This window comes from Martelella mediterranea (assembly GCF_004342225.1).
Taxonomy (GTDB): Bacteria; Pseudomonadota; Alphaproteobacteria; order Rhizobiales; family Rhizobiaceae; genus Martelella; species Martelella mediterranea_B.
In genome coordinates this window covers 79,172-92,945 of the sequence record NZ_SMAR01000001.1, presented here as the reverse complement: position 1 = coordinate 92,945, position 13,774 = coordinate 79,172, and the positions used below count along the sequence as shown (strand labels likewise).

The following is a 13,774-nucleotide window of genomic DNA, read 5'->3' as shown; positions in this document are numbered from 1 at the left end:
CGCTCGCCAGGCGATCAGCAGGCAGACCCGATCATACAGCTATTTGCACGGCGTTCACACATAATCGTGAAGCGCTCGGCACCTTCATGCCGCAGCGCCCTGCCCCATCTCAGTGTCACGCATTAAAACCGACATCAAAAGACGGGAGTTTTAAAAATGCCTGCATCTCTTCGCCTCAGCCTGACAGCCGCCGGTCTTCTGGCCGGATTTTCCTATGCCAGCGCCCAGAATTTCAACGCTGCGCCGCCAAATGCCGAAGGTCAGACACCCGCCTTTAAAAACCAGACCCGCGCTCCGGCCATCAAGGATACCGGCACACTGGAAAAAACAGTCATTGCAGACGGGCTGCAAAGCCCATGGGGCATGGATCAGCTGCCTGATGGCCGCTGGATCGTCACAGAACAGGCCGGAACCATGCGCATTGTTTCTGCCGATGGTGTTTCAGAGCCGGTCACCGGACTGCCCGAGGTTGATGACCGCGGACAGGGCGGACTGCTTGATGTTGTCGTTCGCAGTGATTTTGATGAGACACGGCGGATCTGGTGGAGCTTTTCGGAGCCGCACGGCGATGGGCGCAACGCAACATCTGTGGCAACCGGCACGCTTTCAGACGATGAAACACGCATTGAAAATTCTGAAGTCATCTTTCAGCAGCAACCCGCCTGGCGCTCGACAAAGCATTTCGGCTCACGGCTTGTCTTTGGCTCCGATGGTGCACTCTATATAACGACGGGTGAACGCTCCACACCGGAATCGCGGCCGCTTTCGCAGGATGTCAGCACGCATATCGGCAAGGTCCTGCGGATTAACCCGATGGGTGGGGCTGCCGATGGCAACCCTGAGATCGAAGGTGGTGCGCCTGAAATCTGGTCATACGGCCACCGCAATATCCAGTCCGCCGCGCTTGGACCGGATGGGGACCTGTGGATTGTTGAACATGGCCCGCGTGGCGGCGATGAACTAAACCGCCCTGAGGCTGGCAAGAATTACGGATGGCCAGACGTCACCTATGGCGTTGCCTATTCAGGCGCGACGATTGGCGAAGGCATCACCGCGCGCGAAGGCGTTGAACAGCCGGTCTATTACTGGGATCCTGTGATCGCCCCATCCGGCATGGTGTTTTACGACGGTGAGATGTTCCCTGAATGGCAGGGCGACGCTCTGATCGGGGCACTGGCCGGTCAGGCGCTTGTGCGTCTCGAACTGGAAGAAGGCCGTGTCCGCGGTGAGGCGCGTTATCTTCAGGGCGACGATCGCATCCGCGACGTTGATGTCAATGCCGAAGACGGAGCCATCATGGTGCTGACAGATGCCAGCAACGGCCAGTTGATCCGGCTCACGCCGGGCGAGTAGGCATAAAAAAGGGGGCCGGCCAAACGACCGGTCCCCTTCTCATATCTTTGAACAGAAATCAGAGCGTGATTTCTGTATTGCCCTTGCCTTCCAGAACAACGCCTTCGGCACTTTCGGAGATTGTTACGCCTTCGCCGGCGCCTTCAATCGAGACGACATTGGTCAGAAGCAGCTTCCAAGGACGTGCCGCGTCAGCAACACTGACAGCCAGCTTGTTACCGGAACGTAAAACCGAAACGCTCTGCTCGATAGCACCACCTTCGGCATAGACCACTGCTTCTGCGGTCTTGCCATCCTCCAGCGCATAAAGCGCATATGTGGCACCATCGGCATAGTCATAATCAGGGCGCTGATCATTGGCACCAAAGACCATGATACTGTTTGGACGAACGTAAAGCGGCATGCTCATGAAGCCGTGGCTTTCAACACGCCAGCTACCGCCTTCGACTTCATCACCGGAAAGAAGATGGGTCCAGCGCCCTTTCGGCAGATAGAATTCCACATCACCGGACTGATCCAGCACCGGCGCAACCATCAGCCGGTCACCCAGCATATACTGGCGGTCGAGCGGATCGCAGGCCCGGTCTTCGGGGAACTCCAGCATCATCGGGCGCATCATCGGCAGGCCGGTTTTCGGCGCTTCAACAGCAGAAGCATAAAGGGTCGGCATCAGCGTGCACTTCAGATTGACAAAGAACCGCAGAACGTCGACGGCCTCGTCATCATAAAGCCACGGCACGCGATAGGACTTCGATCCGTGCAGACGCGAGTGGCTGGACATCAGACCAAAAGCACACCAGCGCTTGTAGACATCTGCTGCAGCTGTCGCCTCGAAGCCGCCAATGTCGTGGCTCCAGTAACCAAAGCCGCAAAGCCCCAGCGAAAGACCGCTGCGCAGCGTTTCTGCCATGGAATCGTAATCGGAATAGCAGTCGCCGCCCCAGTGAACCGGAAACTGCTGACCGCCGGTCGTGGCAGAGCGGGCGAACAGGACGGCTTCACCCTTGCCTTTGCTTTCTTCCAGCGCGTCAAACACCACCTTGTTATAAAGGAAAGTGTAGTAGTTATGCATGGTCTCCGGATCGGAACCATCGTGATAGGCAACGTCGGTCGGAATGCGCTCGCCAAAATCGGTTTTGAAGCAATCGACCCCCTGGCCGACAAGACCCTTCAGGTAACCCGCATACCAGTCGCAGGCCTCAGGGTTGGTGAAGTCGACCACGGCCTGACCCGGCTGCCACATATCCCACTGCCAGACTGAACCGTCTTCGCGCTTGATCAGGTAGCCGTTTTCCTTGCCCTCATCAAACAGTCTGGATTCCTGCGCAATGTAAGGGTTGATCCAGACGCAGATATGCAGACCGCGCTCCTTGTAGCGCGCCAGCATCGCTTCAGGATCGGGGAAAGTTTCAGGATCCCACTCAAAATCGCACCAGTGCAGGCCGCGCATCCAGAAGCAGTCAAAATGGAAGACATGCAACGGAATATTGCGTTCAGCCATCCCGTCCAGGAAACCGGTGACCGTGTTTTCATCGTATTCCGTGGTGAAAGATGTGGTCAGCCAAAGGCCGAAGGACCACTGTTTGGGAAGTGCCGGACGACCGGTCAACTGCGTGTAGCGGTCGATCACGCTCTTTGGATCCGGCCCATCGATGAAATAGTATTCAAGCGCTTCGCCGGGCACCGAGAAGGTGGCCTTGGAAACCTTTTCAGAGCCGATTTCGAATTCAACACGTCCCGGATCGTTAACAAACAGGCCCCAGCCACGGTTGGTGAGGAAGAATGGAATGTTCTTGTAAGCCTGATCGGTATTGGCGCCGCCATCACGGTTCCAGATATCCACCATCTGACCGTTTTTGACGAAATCGGTGAAGCGTTCACCAAGACCGTAAACCTTTGTACCGACACCAAGATCGAGGCGTTCAAACATGTAAGTCTGGTCGTTATCGGATTTATCGGTGCAGTGACCGGCGGCCTTATAATCGGAGCCGGAGATCACCTTGCCATCCCGCAGGAAGTCAATGCGCCATCCCTCAGCGGTCGAAACGCGAACCGTCAGATTACCGCTTTTCAGCTCGGCCGCCTTTTCGCCAATCGAGATTTCCGGCTTGAAAGCAGCGTCCGGATAGAGTTCGAAATGCGGGCCTTTGTCGAGTCCGCCGCGGAAGTGCTCAAAGCGCACGCCGATCACGCCCTCCATCGGGGAGAAAAAGCGAAGGCGCAAAAGCTTGGCGTTGATCTGGTTGGCGCGATCCGGCTGCGGCGTGGTCGGCGCGAGAATGAGAAGGCTGTCACCTTCATCACGAGCGTCAAAAACTTCGACCGGATTGAGCAGGTGGAGGTGTTCCGGCACATGCCAGTTGCCGTCAGAAAATTTCATCGTATCAGTCCTTTGTTGCAGCACGGGCGGAAGAGGAAGCGGGAGGTCGCCCCTCTTCCGCGCCGTGCGACCGTTGCGAAAAGGCGTTACAGGCGAACGCCGGTTTCGCGGTCGAAGAGGTGAATGCGCTCAGGATCGATGCGCAGATGGAACGTCTCGCCCGGTGTCACCGTCGTACGGTCATTGACAACAACAGCCACTTCCGGGTCACTATCGGTGAACAGATAGGTGGTCGCACCGGTCGCCTCGCCAATGCGCAGCTTCAGGCTCAGCTGTGCTTCTTCTTTTGAAACCAGCATCAGATGTTCCGGGCGAAGACCGACTGTGACGGCCTTTCCAGCCTCCAGCCGTCCCGGATAGGGCAGTGTCTGGCCTTCACCGATGTCGAGTTTCAGCGACTGACCATCCTCACCCACTGTTGCCGGAATGAAGTTCATCGCCGGAGAGCCGATGAAGCCAGCGACAAACTGGTTGACCGGTTTATCGTAAAGTTCAAGTGGCGCACCTTCCTGCTCGATCCGGCCTTCCTTCATCAAAACCACACGATCAGCCATCGTCATGGCCTCGATCTGGTCATGTGTGACATAAACCGAAGTGGCACCAAGACGATCATGAAGCGTGCGAATTTCCTTGCGCATATGCACACGCAGCGCCGCATCGAGGTTTGAAAGTGGCTCGTCGAACAGAAATGCCTTCGGGTCACGAATAATGGCACGGCTCATGGCCACACGCTGGCGCTGTCCGCCGGAAAGCTCACGCGGGTAACGCGTCAGAAGATTGGAAAGGCCTGTGGTGTCGGCCACTTCACGGGCTTTTGCCTGGGCATCTTTCTTTTTCACGCCATGGGTGCGCAAGCTGTAGGTCAGGTTCTCCTCCACCGACATATGCGGATAGAGCGCGTAAGACTGAAACACCATCGCGATATCGCGCTTGCGCGGCGGCATGTGGTTCATCTTCTCACCGGCAATCTTGATCTCGCCTGAGGAGATTTTCTCCAGCCCGGCCAGAGACCTCAGAAGCGTCGACTTCCCGCAGCCGGATGGCCCGACAAGAGCGACAAACGCCCCTTTTTCAATCTCCAGGCTGATGTTTTTGAGGGCATGGAAGCGGCCATAATATTTCTCAACCGCGTTGAATTCGATCTGGGTTGTCATTTCAAAGCTCCCGAGGTCAGGCCGGAGACAATCTTGCGCTGAAGAAGCACAAAGACAGCGAGGATGGGGGTTACATAGATCGACGAGTACGCCATGATCTTGTCCCACTCGACCGTGTTCGGCCCCATGAAGGTGTTCAGCCCGACGCTTGCCGGCTGATAGATGGCGTCGGCTATGAAGGTCTTGGAATAGACGAATTCACCGAAAGCCTGCATGTAAATCAGAATCGCGCTGACGAGGATGCCGTTTCTGGCCAAAGGCAGAACGATGTGGAAGAATGCACCGATACGGGAATTGCCATCGACAAGCGCGGCCTCTTCCAGCTCCATGGGAACACTCATGAAAGTGGCTCGCACGAGCACAACGAAGAACGGCATGCTCTTGGCGGTAATCCCAAGGATCGTCGCAAAGCGCGGATATTCCAGAATGCCAAGCTGCGAAAAGCCAACAAAGATCGGTGTCACCATCAGCGATGGCGGCAGAACCTGAAGCATGAGGATCAGGAACAGGCCGATATCGATCCAGATGCTGCGATAGCGTGCCAGAACATAGGCACAGCCCGAACCCAGCGCCGCAATCAGGATCACGGAACCGGTGGCAATGTAAAACGAGTTCCACAAATACCGGCCCATGCCGCGGCTGACCCAGACATCGACGAAATTGGACCATTGCGCATGGGTGGGAATGAAGATCGGCGGATTTGCAAAAGCCTCTGAAGAGGTTTTGATCGCCGTGATATACATCCAGTAAAGCGGAAACAGATAGATAATTGCAAAAGCAATCGCGACGAGAACCAGAACGGTATTTCTTGAGGCGTAACGGGTCATCCTCTTACCTCCCCGCGGGTGGAGCGGACGTAATAGGCCGCGGCAACAATCACGACCACGATCATCATGACCGATACGGTGGCACCGCCTGCAAAATCAAACTCCTGGAACGACAGTTGCCATGCCCAGTACTGGGCAACGTTAGATGCGTTATTTGGTCCGCCGTTGGTGATCGAGGCGAACAGGTCGAACTGCTGAAGCGTGAAGATGAGGCCAAGCGACAGAAGCGCACCGATTGTTGCGCGCATCATCGGCAGAGTGATGGTGAAGAAACGGCGCAGCGGACCAGCACCATCCAGCGCAGCAGCCTCATAAAGATCTTGCGGAATAGCAGCCAGACCAACTGAGAGCAGGATCATGTTGAAAGACGTACCAAGCCAGATATTGGCAATGACAACGCTCCAGAGTGCAAAGTCCGGGTTTGAACGCCAGAAGATCGGCGCATCGATGATACCCATCTGCGACAGAAAGAAGTTGATGACACCGAAGTCGCCCGAAAGCAGCCAGTTCCAGATCGCCCCTGCAACAAGGCCGGGCATGACCCACGACACCAGAAACAGGCCGCGCAGATAAGTCGATCCGGGAAAGCGCTGCTGGAAGAAAAGCGCCAGCCCAAGCCCAAGAATAAACTGGCCAACGATTGAGCCAACGACGAAAATCAAGGTGTTGCCAAAAATCGGCCAAGTCTGCGGATCAGACAGGATCCGCCGGTAATTTTCAAACCCGACGAACGGGCGTATGAGCTGTCCGAGGCTGAACATATCAACCGCCTGGAAGCTCATCAGAACATTATAAAGGATCGCGGCACCGGAGATCGCAATCAGAAAGGCAAGCGGTATGCCGATCAGAATGAGGTCGAATCCGCGCCCGTCCCATAATGTGGAAAGTCGGTTACGCATGACGAGGAACTCCTTGGGGCCGCCGGATAAGCTTCGCCGTTCCCGCACCCCTGAAACAGGGTGCGGGTCGGGCTTTGCGTGACGGTCACGCCTTGGGATTTAGTTGGTAGCACGCTCGATCTGAGACTGAGCATCGTCGAGGGCCTGCTGCGGCGTCTTTGAGCCGGTCAGAGCAGCCTGAAGCGCGTCCTGAACAGCCTTGGAAACCTGAGGCCAGTTGGCTGACGGACCACGCGGCTGAGCATATTTCAACTGCTCCTGGAACGTGGCCAGAGCGCTGTCGAGTTCGGCATTACCGGTTGGCTCGATTTCGACATTTTCCTCGGGAGGAAGCTGGCCGAAGCGCTCAAACATCTCCGGATCCTTAGACGCGATATATTCAAGAACCTTGAAGGTTTCTTCCGGGTGTTTGGTTGACTTGAACATCACCCAGTTATAGTCGCCCATGGCCGAAGAACGCTTGGCACCTTCTTCCGGAACTGGCAGAAGCGCAACATCCCAGTTGAAGTCAGCTTCACGCACCATGCGGTCGAGCTCCCAAGGACCGGAAATCGCCATGGCGGCATTGCCACTGATGAAGGTCGATGTCGAATCCCACTGCGAGCGGCTGATCGTATCAGGAGAAGCAAGCCCCTCATCAAGGAACGTCTTCCAGAGCGTCAGAGCATCAACGGCGCCGGGCGTGTTGACATTATCCCATGAGCCACCGCCCATCTGAATCCAGGGCAGGAACTGGAAAGTACCCTCTTCATTGGCCTGCGCAGAAAAGGCCAGACCGTAAACACCTTCATCCTTGTTGGTCAGAGCTTTCGCGTCTTCATAAAGCTCGTCCCAGGTTTTCGGAGGCTCTTCGATGCCAGCGGCTTCAAGCATGTCAGCATTGTAATAGAGCGCAATGGTGTTGGTCGATTTCGGAACACCGTAAAGTTTCCCGTCCCATGTCGCAGATTCGACCGGGCCTGGATAATAATCGTCAATCTGAATGACGTCAGAACTCTCAACCATATCGGTGAGGTCCAGAAGCGCACCCTTCGAAGCCATCATGGCATTAAAGGGCACGTCCACGGCATAGATATCCGGCGCCTTGCCAACGGCGTAGGCACGCATCACGTCGCTGAGAAGATCGGAAAACTGCAACTGACGATATTCGACGTGGATCTCGTCCTGGCTGGCGTTGAACTCATCAACCAGCTGCGGCGCAGGCTGATCCGGACGGTCAACCGCCCAAAGCTGAATGGTGACCGGATCCTGAGCTAGCGCCGGGGCAGCAAGCGACAGGCTCACAGCAGCAACGGAAGCGCAGGCGACAGCGCGAAAATGTTTCATTGATAACCTCCCGAATAGATCTTTCCTAAAAAGAAAAGCGGCGATTTAGCACTTGTTCAGGCATTCCCTTCAACTCTCGCTCTATAGTCCAGGACAGGACCATATTGGCAATTTCCGATGGAAAACGCTAAAAACAAGCACCGTAAACGTTTACGACATTAGACCTGCAGAATGTGAAGTGTCAATAGAGGTACGCAAATCAAAGGAAATAACATGAAAGGCATTCGCCAGCTTGCAGAGCATCTGCAAATTTCGACAGGTACGGTTTCGCGGGCGCTGAACGGCAAGGCTGACGTAAACGCGGAGACCCGGCGGCGTGTGCTTGAAGCGGCAGAAACGCTTGGCTATGTCCCCAATCAGGCCGGACGCAGCCTGAGGCAGGGCCGAAGCCGGACAATCGGCCTGATGCTGAGCCATGATTCGATGGTAGGTGGAGCCAGCGACACCTTTTTTCCTCTCGTCATCAACGGTTTGCAGGAAGCGCTCAGCGTCCATAGCCTGGACCTTATCCTGCTTCTGTGTCAGCGGGGCGAAGCGCCGGATGACTTTCTGCGCAGAATGGTCGCACAGCGTATTGTCGATGCGATGGTGATCTCTTCGACACGCCTTGAGGACCCGCGCTTTCCCTTCCTGAATAAGGCCGGGATGCCCTTTGTTTCGCTCGGGCGCAGCCATTCGGCCACAGCAGACAATCGTTGGGTTGACCTTGATTTCGAAGGCATTGCTGAACGGGCAGTTGAGCGATTGTATCAGCACGGACACAGAAAGATCGCCGTCGCCGCCCCGGACACCGACGTTCAGCTCGCCGAGCTTTTTCTCGATGGCTACCGACGCGGTCTTGCGCATTGCGGGCTGGATTACGATCCTGACCTGGTTTTCCGCGCGGAAGCCCATGAGCAAGGTGGCTATGCGGTCGGTCAGCGCATCATCGGCCTGAGGAACCGGCCAACGGCTATTCTGCTGAACGCTGAAATGATGTCAGTCGGACTTTATCGCAGCTTTGGAGAAGCCGGGCTGCAGCCGGGTCGAGATCTTGCAATCATCGCGGAACGCGAAAGTCCGGTCGGACGGTTCCTGCTTCCCCGGCTGACATGCTTCCGCCTTGACCCGATAGCAGTTGGACAGATGCTTGGTAAAATGCTGCTTTCCCAGCTACCCGCCTTTGCGGATCTCTATTCCGACGTACCAACGACCAAAATCTGGCCAATGGAACTTGTTGAAGGCGAAAGCGATCCACCGCCGGAAAAACAGAGCGGTCTGCTTTAAAGGCGACAGAAGCTTTTAAGTCCGCTGCGCCGGCCGGCAGATCAACGCGAAAAGTGACGGCGGCATCCTCGACCCTGCGTTGCAGACCTGCCACAGAGACTTGCGTAATGTCATGCTAAATTCACCTTAAATCACAAAAGCGACTGGACCTCCGTCGTTTTCGAATATTAAATGACCTAAACGTCATTTATATTTCTAAATGGGAGTTCGGAAACATCTGACGTTCTGTAACTGGCGTTTGTTGCAAAGAGGAGGACATAATGCCATTTCTGAACAGGACAAGCCTGCTACTGCTGGCTTCGGCCGCAGCGGCTGCGCTGACGGCGGGAACCGCTTCAGCCGGATCATTTGCACTGCGTGAACAAAGCGCGCGCGGACAGGGGCAGGCGTTTGCCGGTGCGGCGGCCGGGCAGGCAGGGCTCGGCTCGATGTACTGGAACCCGGCCACAATGGCAGCCTTTGAAGGCTTTCAGGTGGAAATGAACCTCTCCGGTATCTTTCCCTATTCCGACATCACCCCGACAACCGGAACAAGCCCGTTTCTGCTTGGCGCTGGCGGCACGGCTTCAACCGGTGACATTGCGCTCGATGCAGCACTGCCTGCCGGATATGTGAGCTATCAGCTGGATGACGATATCTGGATTGGCCTTGGTCTTAACACCCCCTTCGGCCTTGAGACGAAGAACCCACCCAATGCCCCGGGCCAAATCTATGCACGAACCTCGGAAGTGATCAGCTACAATATTACGCCGACGATTGCCTGGCAGGTGAATGACTGGCTGGCATTGGGTGCCGGAATTGAAGCGATGTATTTCAAAACGCGGCTGACACAGGCCATGGGCATCATGCCGAATGCAGCCAGCGCTGATCTTCAGGGGGATTCCTGGGGCGTCGGCTTCACGCTCGGCTTCACTTTAACGCCAATGGACGGCACTACAATCGGTGTCGGCTATCGCTCGCAGATCAAACAGAGCCTGACCGGTGACATCAATTTCGGTGCTCCGGTTTCAACCAGTCTTGGAACACTTCCAGCCGGACGGTATGACGTGAAATCCGACCTGACCCTGCCCGACCAGATCACGGTCGGCCTCAGTCAGGATCTGACCGATGACCTGACACTGAATGCAGGTTTTGAGTGGACCAACTGGAGTGTGTTCAACAATTTCCCGGTGGTCGGAACGTCCGGCATAACCAATGGCGTTGAGATCACAGATCTGCCGTTTGAATATGACGACGGATACTATGTTTCGCTGGGCCTCGAATACGACTGGACACAGCAGTTTACCATTCGCGGCGGTCTTGGCTATGAATGGTCACCGATTTCGACACGAAACCGCGACCTGAGACTTCCCGACAGCAACCGTATTCACGCCTCCATTGGCGGCAGCTACAACTGGACAGAAAACCTGTCGCTTGATTTCGCCTATGAACACATCTTCACGACCGGCGACACAGACATCAAGCTGGACAGTGATAACCCGCATTATGCCGGACTGCCCTATTTCGGCGATGTCGATTCACGCGTCGATATTGTTTCGGCAAGTCTGCGCTACCGCTTCTGATAACGGAAAATCGCCCCGGAGAAGATCCGGGGCTTTTTTGTACCAGTGTGAAAAAAGCAATCAGATGCAGCCCCCCCGGAGGATGGAGTGCGCTCATCTGAAGGAGGAGGAACGATGCTCAAACGAATTTCAACCACTCTGGCTGCGATAGCTGCACTTTCGCTTTCAGCTTCGCTTGCTAACGCAGCTTCACCAGATGGAACATGGCTGACGGAAAGCGGCAAAACGCAGGTTCGAATCGCACCTTGCGGCGGTAACTACTGCGGAACCGTCGTCTGGATGAAGACGCCGGCCAAAGATACCGAGAACCCGGATCCCGCCAGGCAAAGCCGCGATCTCGTGGGCAGCCAGATGCTCTACAACCTAAAGGCCGAAGGCGACAATACGTGGAAGGGCAAACTCTACAATTTTGAAAACGGCAAAACCTATACCGGGAAAATGCAGATGATGAGCACGAACACGCTCAGGCTTTCAGGCTGCATTCTTGGCGGTGCTATCTGTAAAAGCCAGACTTGGCGAAAAGTGAAATAACAAAACCAATTCAGCCGGTGTCCATCACATTTCCCGAACACCGGCTTCATTGGAGCGCCCACAAAAAAGCGCGATCAGGAAATCCTCCCGATCGCGCAAAAAGAAGCAGAACTGAGTGCGCCGTACTGCTTCGAAACTGTTTCCTGTCTTCGTCGAGCGACCGCCCTGTGCCTGTTCAAACGCACATAGCCTGCTTCGTCGAATTCAATTTCCATATCGCCATTTCCAAAACCGTGACCGGTTTTCCGAACGATACGCAAACCGATTAGTCGGCATCCAGCAGACCGGCCAGCTTCAGCGCCACACCCTGCGACCCGCGAACCTTCAACCGTCCCGTTGAGAAGGCCAGCATCGGGCTAAGCTTGCCTGAAACCAGCTTGATAAGGTTATCATAGGATATCACCAATACGGTGTCAGCATCCGCTTCGCCGCTTTGATCCTCTGAAATCTCAAGATCACTACCTGTTGCATCCAGTAGAATAGAGCCAGAACCCTTGATGTCAAATCGGATTCGATACCCAAGCTCTTCAAGCCGGTCTTCCCGCTCCCTCATTCTGGCGATAACGTCGTCAATCTCGGACATTTCTTCTCCTCATAACCAGCACAGACAAGTATTATGATACATCGCGTCGTTTTCCTGACGGGCCTCCAGACCCGCCAGGAAGCTTCTCAAAATGCCATTTCATCCAGCGCCATCATCGTTTCCTTGCCGGAACGAATGGAAGCAACAAGGCCGGCGGCCTGTGGCAGGATCTTCTTCATGTAAAAATGCGCAGTGGTCAGTTTTGCCTTGTAGAACCCAGGATCATCGCAGCCTTCGTCCAGAGCGGCATGGGCAACCTTGGCCGACCTCAGCCACATATAGCCAAGCGCCACCAGACCGAAGAGCCTCAGATACTCGGTCGCAGCCGCACCGGCTTCTTCCGGGTCGCGCATCGCTTTCTGGGCGATCTCACCGGTGCAGAGCTGAAGCCCGCCAAACGCCTTGGACAGCGGCTGCACAAGCTCGGCCAGACGGTCATCATCGACAGCCGCATCGATTTCAGCCAGCACCGGATGGAAGAACGAACGCAGGTAGCGGCCCATATGGGCAGGCATCTTGCGCCCAACCAGATCGAGCGCCTGAACGCCGTTCGTCCCCTCATAGATCATCGAAATGCGGCTATCGCGCACATACTGTTCCATCCCATGGTCGCGAATAAAGCCGTGACCACCATAGACCTGCATACCGATCGAGGCACACTCAAAACCAAGATCGGTGAAGAGAGCCTTTACAATTGGCGTCATCAGAGCCGTGAAATCTTCCGCCTCCTGCCGTTTTTCCGGGTCCGGATGGTGTTTCAGCATATCCAGATTGCGGGCCACCCAGCCGCCAAACGCACGGCAACCTTCGGTGTAGGCACGAATGGTCATCAGCATCCGGCGAACATCGGGATGAACAATGATCGGATCGGCGGCCTTGTCAGGATGTTTCGCGCCGGAAAGCGAACGGCCCTGAAGCCGCTCTTTAGCGTAGGCAACCGCGCCCTGATAGGCCGCTTCGGCAGCACCCAGGCCCTGAATTCCGACGGAAAGCCGTTCGCTGTTCATCATCGTAAACATGGCGCGCATGCCCTTGTGCGGCTCTCCGACCAGCCATCCGGTGGCATCATCAAACGACATCTGGCAGGTTGCCGAAGCCTTGATACCCATCTTGTGCTCAAGCCCCGAGCAGGAAACGCCATTGCGCTGACCGGGCGTTCCGTCCTCATTCGGCAAGAATTTCGGCACCAGAAACAAGCTGATACCTTTCACACCCTTCGGTGCATCAGGCATACGGGCAAGAACCAGATGGATGATATTTTCAGTCAGATCGTGTTCACCGGCTGAAATGAAGATCTTTGAGCCGGTAATCTTGTAAGACCCGTTATCCTGCGGCTCTGCGCGGGTGCGCAGCAGTCCCAGATCCGTGCCGCAATGGGCTTCGGTCAGGCACATTGTGCCGGACCAGGTACCGTCGACCATTTTCGGCAGATAGCGCTCTTTCAGCTCCTGTGTGGCATGATCGGCAATCGCCTGATAAGCCCCGTGTGTCAGTCCCGGATAAAGCCCGAAAGACAGGTTCGCGGCACAGCTCATCTCCTCGACCAGCTTGTTGATGGTTTCCGGCAGGCCCTGCCCACCCCATTCCGGATCAGAGGCCATGGCCGTCCATCCACCTTCTGCAAAGGCCTTATAGGCCTCCTTGAAGCCTTTAGGTGTGCGCACAACCCCGTTTTCCAGCACACAACCCTCCTCATCGCCGGAAGCATTCAGAGGCAGAAGCACTTCGGTACAGAACTTACCGGCCTCCTCCAGAATGGCGTCGGCAAGATCGGGGCTGACATCTTCAAGACCGGGAAGCTCGGCGTAATCGCTGATGCCAATCAGTTCATGCAGAACGAAACGCATGTCCCGGAGCGGTGCATTGTATACTTGCATGGGTAAAGCTCCTCGC

Annotated in this window: 11 protein-coding genes; 4 read left to right on the top strand and 7 right to left on the bottom strand. The window is 55.8% G+C overall.

Features of this window, described 5'->3' with window-relative positions; genetic code table 11:
• Nucleotides 1-156: 156 nt before the first annotated feature.
• Complete coding sequence (locus EDC90_RS00405; protein WP_132307374.1) at nt 157-1,353, top strand: PQQ-dependent sugar dehydrogenase; 1,197 nt, start codon at nt 157-159, stop codon at nt 1,351-1,353.
• Between the two features lie 58 nt (nt 1,354-1,411).
• Here the strand turns inward: EDC90_RS00405 and yicI are convergent, their stop codons facing one another.
• The 5 genes from yicI to EDC90_RS00380 form a co-directional block, all read right to left on the bottom strand.
• Complete coding sequence (gene yicI / locus EDC90_RS00400) at nt 1,412-3,733, bottom strand: alpha-xylosidase (RefSeq protein WP_132307372.1); 2,322 nt, start codon at nt 3,731-3,733, stop codon at nt 1,412-1,414.
• A gap of 86 nt (nt 3,734-3,819) precedes the next feature.
• Nucleotides 3,820-4,887, bottom strand: coding sequence for an ABC transporter ATP-binding protein (locus tag EDC90_RS00395; RefSeq protein ID WP_132307370.1), 1,068 nt, complete (start codon nt 4,885-4,887; stop codon nt 3,820-3,822).
• Complete coding sequence (locus tag EDC90_RS00390) at nt 4,884-5,714, bottom strand: carbohydrate ABC transporter permease (RefSeq protein ID WP_132307368.1); 831 nt, start codon at nt 5,712-5,714, stop codon at nt 4,884-4,886. Before EDC90_RS00390 ends, EDC90_RS00395 begins: the two co-directional genes overlap by 4 nt.
• Nucleotides 5,711-6,613 (bottom strand): carbohydrate ABC transporter permease, encoded by a 903-nt coding sequence (locus EDC90_RS00385; protein WP_132307366.1) that lies wholly within the window; start codon nt 6,611-6,613, stop codon nt 5,711-5,713. Before EDC90_RS00385 ends, EDC90_RS00390 begins: the two co-directional genes overlap by 4 nt.
• A 99-nt stretch (nt 6,614-6,712) precedes the next feature.
• Nucleotides 6,713-7,939 carry an ABC transporter substrate-binding protein gene (locus tag EDC90_RS00380; RefSeq protein ID WP_132307364.1) on the bottom strand — a complete coding sequence of 409 codons (1,227 nt, stop codon included), beginning with the start codon at nt 7,937-7,939 and terminating at the stop codon, nt 6,713-6,715.
• A 213-nt stretch (nt 7,940-8,152) separates the two neighbouring features.
• Between EDC90_RS00380 and EDC90_RS00375 the strand changes: the two genes are divergently transcribed.
• The 3 genes from EDC90_RS00375 (at nt 8,153) to EDC90_RS00365 (ending at nt 11,298) form a co-directional block, all read left to right on the top strand.
• Complete coding sequence (locus EDC90_RS00375) at nt 8,153-9,205, top strand: LacI family DNA-binding transcriptional regulator (protein ID WP_132307362.1); 1,053 nt, start codon at nt 8,153-8,155, stop codon at nt 9,203-9,205.
• Nucleotides 9,206-9,465: 260 nt separating this feature from the next.
• On the top strand, nt 9,466-10,767 hold the full coding sequence (locus tag EDC90_RS00370; protein ID WP_132307360.1) for an OmpP1/FadL family transporter: 1,302 nt from the start codon (nt 9,466-9,468) through the stop codon (nt 10,765-10,767).
• 114 nt (nt 10,768-10,881) lie between these two features.
• Nucleotides 10,882-11,298: a DUF2147 domain-containing protein gene (locus EDC90_RS00365; RefSeq protein WP_132307358.1), complete on the top strand. Its 417-nt coding sequence runs from the start codon at nt 10,882-10,884 to the stop codon at nt 11,296-11,298.
• Nucleotides 11,299-11,563: 265 nt separating this feature from the next.
• On the opposite strand, the gene EDC90_RS00360 is transcribed toward EDC90_RS00365, so the two are convergent.
• Both EDC90_RS00360 and EDC90_RS00355 read right to left on the bottom strand, forming a co-directional pair.
• On the bottom strand, nt 11,564-11,881 hold the full coding sequence (locus tag EDC90_RS00360) for an SCP2 sterol-binding domain-containing protein (protein ID WP_132307356.1): 318 nt from the start codon (nt 11,879-11,881) through the stop codon (nt 11,564-11,566).
• A gap of 86 nt (nt 11,882-11,967) precedes the next feature.
• Nucleotides 11,968-13,758 (bottom strand): acyl-CoA dehydrogenase C-terminal domain-containing protein, encoded by a 1,791-nt coding sequence (locus EDC90_RS00355; RefSeq protein WP_132307354.1) that lies wholly within the window; start codon nt 13,756-13,758, stop codon nt 11,968-11,970.
• Nucleotides 13,759-13,774: the final 16 nt, after the last annotated feature.

Coding starts and splice junctions, on each gene's coding strand:
- EDC90_RS00390 (WP_132307368.1), bottom strand. CDS start 5,714: ATGACCCGTTACGCCTCAAGAAATACCGTTCTGGTTCTCGTCGCGATT.
- EDC90_RS00370 (WP_132307360.1), top strand. CDS start 9,466: ATGCCATTTCTGAACAGGACAAGCCTGCTACTGCTGGCTTCGGCCGCA.
- EDC90_RS00395 (WP_132307370.1), bottom strand. CDS start 4,887: ATGACAACCCAGATCGAATTCAACGCGGTTGAGAAATATTATGGCCGC.
- EDC90_RS00360 (WP_132307356.1), bottom strand. CDS start 11,881: ATGTCCGAGATTGACGACGTTATCGCCAGAATGAGGGAGCGGGAAGAC.
- EDC90_RS00405 (WP_132307374.1), top strand. CDS start 157: ATGCCTGCATCTCTTCGCCTCAGCCTGACAGCCGCCGGTCTTCTGGCC.
- EDC90_RS00385 (WP_132307366.1), bottom strand. CDS start 6,613: ATGCGTAACCGACTTTCCACATTATGGGACGGGCGCGGATTCGACCTC.
- yicI (WP_132307372.1), bottom strand. CDS start 3,733: ATGAAATTTTCTGACGGCAACTGGCATGTGCCGGAACACCTCCACCTG.
- EDC90_RS00380 (WP_132307364.1), bottom strand. CDS start 7,939: ATGAAACATTTTCGCGCTGTCGCCTGCGCTTCCGTTGCTGCTGTGAGC.
- EDC90_RS00355 (WP_132307354.1), bottom strand. CDS start 13,758: ATGCAAGTATACAATGCACCGCTCCGGGACATGCGTTTCGTTCTGCAT.
- EDC90_RS00365 (WP_132307358.1), top strand. CDS start 10,882: ATGCTCAAACGAATTTCAACCACTCTGGCTGCGATAGCTGCACTTTCG.
- EDC90_RS00375 (WP_132307362.1), top strand. CDS start 8,153: ATGAAAGGCATTCGCCAGCTTGCAGAGCATCTGCAAATTTCGACAGGT.